The following is a 2,409-nucleotide window of genomic DNA, read 5'->3' on the forward strand; positions in this document are numbered from 1 at the left end:
CGACACGCCCGCCTACGGGATGGCGATGGTGCATGAAACGCAGACGAGCGGCAGCACCGCGAAGATGGTGCACGTCGACTCGGTCGTCGTGCCGGCGCACGGCTCGGTGACGTTCAAGCCGAAGAGCTATCACGTGATGCTCGAGGAACCGCGCCAGTCCGTCACGCCCGGCGCGAAGGTGCCGTTCCGGCTGCACTTCGCGGACGGCTCGACCGTGTCCGTGACCTGCGACGCGAAGGCGCCGACCTACGCCGGCCAGTAACGCCGCCTGCCTCACGAAAGGAGACGCACATGAAAAACCGCCTGCCGCTGGCCGACCTGATCGTTCGCTACCGGACGCCGCTGAATGTCGCGGTGCTGATCGTCTGCGGGTTATGGGCCGCCTGGATCGCGTGGATGACGCGGCCTGCCGCCATCGATACGCCGCCGTCGATTCCCGCGTACTGCATGCGCGACGCACGCTGACGCGACGGCACGGTTCCGGCGGCGGCCCGCGCCCTTATTGGCGTGGCATCATCGCTTCATCCCGACCGCTGGAACCGCCTTCCGGAGCGCCGCATGTCCATTCAGACCTGGATGCTGTTTGCCGCAGCCTATCTCGCCACGACGCTGTCGCCGGGGCCCAACGTGCTGCTCGTGATCCGCAACACGGTGCGCTACGGCGCGCACGGCACCGCCGCGACGATCGCCGGCAACCTCGTCGCGCAGGGCGTGGTCGTGCTGCTGGTCGCGCTCGGCGTGGGCGCGGTGCTGGCCGCGATGCCGCCGCTGTTCGTCGCGATGAAGGTGATCGGCGCCGCGTATCTGATCTTTCTGGGTGTGCGGCAGTTACGCGGCGAGCGCAAGACCGCCGCATCGAGCGGCGCCGCGGAGATCGCCGTGCCCGATCGACGGAAGCTGTTTCGTGAAGCGCTGTTCGTGTCGGGCAGCAATCCGAAGACGATGATCTTCCTGTCCGCTTTCATGCCGCAGTTCATCGTGCACGACCGCCCGCTGGCGCTGCAGTTCGTCGTGATGTACGCGACGATCGCCTGCACGGTCGTGGTCGTTCACAGCGTCTATTCGGCCGGCGTGCGCCGCCTGCATCGCGGCTTCGGCATGAGCCGCGCGGTGCGCGCGCTCAAGCGTGCGAGCGGACTGCTGTTCGTCGGGCTCGGCATCAAGCTGCTGACCGCGCGGCAGGCATGAGCCGGCCCCATCCGGTCAGCGCATGCGAGCGGCCAGCGCGGCCGTGATCTCGTCGAACGACGGCCGCGCATCGACGTCCTCGTTCACGCAGGCCGCCGCCAACGCATCGAGCGCGCCGACGTGCGGTTCGCAGCGCTCGAGCAATTCGCCGAGCAGATAGCCGAACGCGCGCGCTTCGAGCCGTTCGAACCTTGCGCCGCGCGTGCGCTCGGTCGGGTCGTACAGCGACGCCGCGCCGAAATCCCCGAGCAGCGCGCCGCCTGCGCCGTCGTGCAGGATGTTGTGCGCATACAGGTCGCCATGCATGATGCCGCGCGCGTGCAGATGGCCGGCGACCGACGCGATGCCGTGCGCGATCCGCAGCGCTTGTGCCGGCTCGAATCTCGCATCGGCGGCATAGACGTCGCGCGTGCAGGACGCGAAGCTCGGCGGCCCGGCGAGGTTCGTCAGCGCGGGATCGACCAGTTCCATCACCAGGCCGTGCGTGCCATCCGGATGCCCGCGCAGCTTGCCGATCACCGGGATCAGGTTCGGATGACCGCCGGCATGCAGGCACGCGGCCATTTCGCAATCGGGCAGGCCGTCGCTCGTCACCGCGCCCTTGAACAGCTTGACCGCGACCGTGCGCGGCGGATGACCGTCCGCACGCCACTGCGCACGGTAAATGACACCCGACGCGCCCTCGCCCAGTTTCTGTTCGCATGACAGCGCGGCCCAGTCGATTTCCGCGACGTCCGGCCCGGCGGACGCCGCGGCCTCCGGCACCGCGCCGAACGGATTGCCGGCCACGGCGAGCCACGCAAGACGCGGCAGGCGCGACAGCCAGTCGGGCAACGCGTCCAGCCGGTTCGCCGACAGGCGCACCAGCTCCAGCGCACGGCAGGCGGCCATTTCCGCGGGCAGCGCCCGCAGCTGGTTGCCGGCCAGCATGAGCTTCTGCAACCGCGCACAGTCGCCGATGTCGGCCGGCAGTTCCTCGATTGCGTTGTCGGTCAGGATCAGCCAGCGCAGCGCACGCGGCAGCGCGCCGCGCGGCACGGTGTGAATCGAGTTCGCCTTGAAGCCGATCATGTCGAGTTGATCGCACGCGCCGAGCACGTTGGGAAAAGCGGTGAAGCGGTTGCCCGACGCGAACAGGATGCGCAGGCGATGCAGCCGCGGCAGGTCGTCGGGTAGCGCGGACAACGCATTGCCGGTGAGGTCGAGCACTTCGAGCGTGTC

Annotated in this window: 4 protein-coding genes; 3 read left to right on the forward strand and 1 reads right to left on the reverse strand. The window is 69.0% G+C overall.

Going from position 1 to position 2,409, the window contains the following annotated elements:
- The 3 genes from JMF90_RS33510 to JMF90_RS33520 all read left to right on the forward strand — a co-directional run.
- Positions 1-262 (forward strand): copper chaperone PCu(A)C (locus tag JMF90_RS33510; protein ID WP_201326034.1); only part of this gene is annotated, 262 nt, incomplete at its 5' end.
- A gap of 29 nt (positions 263-291) precedes the next feature.
- Complete coding sequence (locus JMF90_RS33515; protein ID WP_011547185.1) at positions 292-465, forward strand: hypothetical protein; 174 nt, start codon at positions 292-294, stop codon at positions 463-465.
- 93 nt (positions 466-558) lie between these two features.
- On the forward strand, positions 559-1,188 hold the full coding sequence (locus tag JMF90_RS33520; RefSeq protein WP_011547184.1) for a LysE family translocator: 630 nt from the start codon (positions 559-561) through the stop codon (positions 1,186-1,188).
- 15 nt (positions 1,189-1,203) lie between these two features.
- On the opposite strand, the gene JMF90_RS33525 is transcribed toward JMF90_RS33520, so the two are convergent.
- Positions 1,204-2,409, reverse strand: a 1,206-nt coding sequence (locus JMF90_RS33525) for a leucine-rich repeat-containing protein kinase family protein (RefSeq protein WP_201326035.1), incomplete at its 5' end; no start/stop codon positions are given.

Source organism: Burkholderia sp. E168m23 (assembly GCF_016586125.1).
In the GTDB taxonomy this organism is placed as follows: Bacteria; Pseudomonadota; Gammaproteobacteria; order Burkholderiales; family Burkholderiaceae; genus Burkholderia; species Burkholderia orbicola.

What these genes read in the sequence shown, in the direction of transcription:
- JMF90_RS33520 (WP_011547184.1), top strand. Translation starts at nt 559, where the DNA reads ATGTCCATTCAGACCTGGATGCTGTTTGCCGCAGCCTATCTCGCCACG.
- JMF90_RS33515 (WP_011547185.1), top strand. Translation starts at nt 292, where the DNA reads ATGAAAAACCGCCTGCCGCTGGCCGACCTGATCGTTCGCTACCGGACG.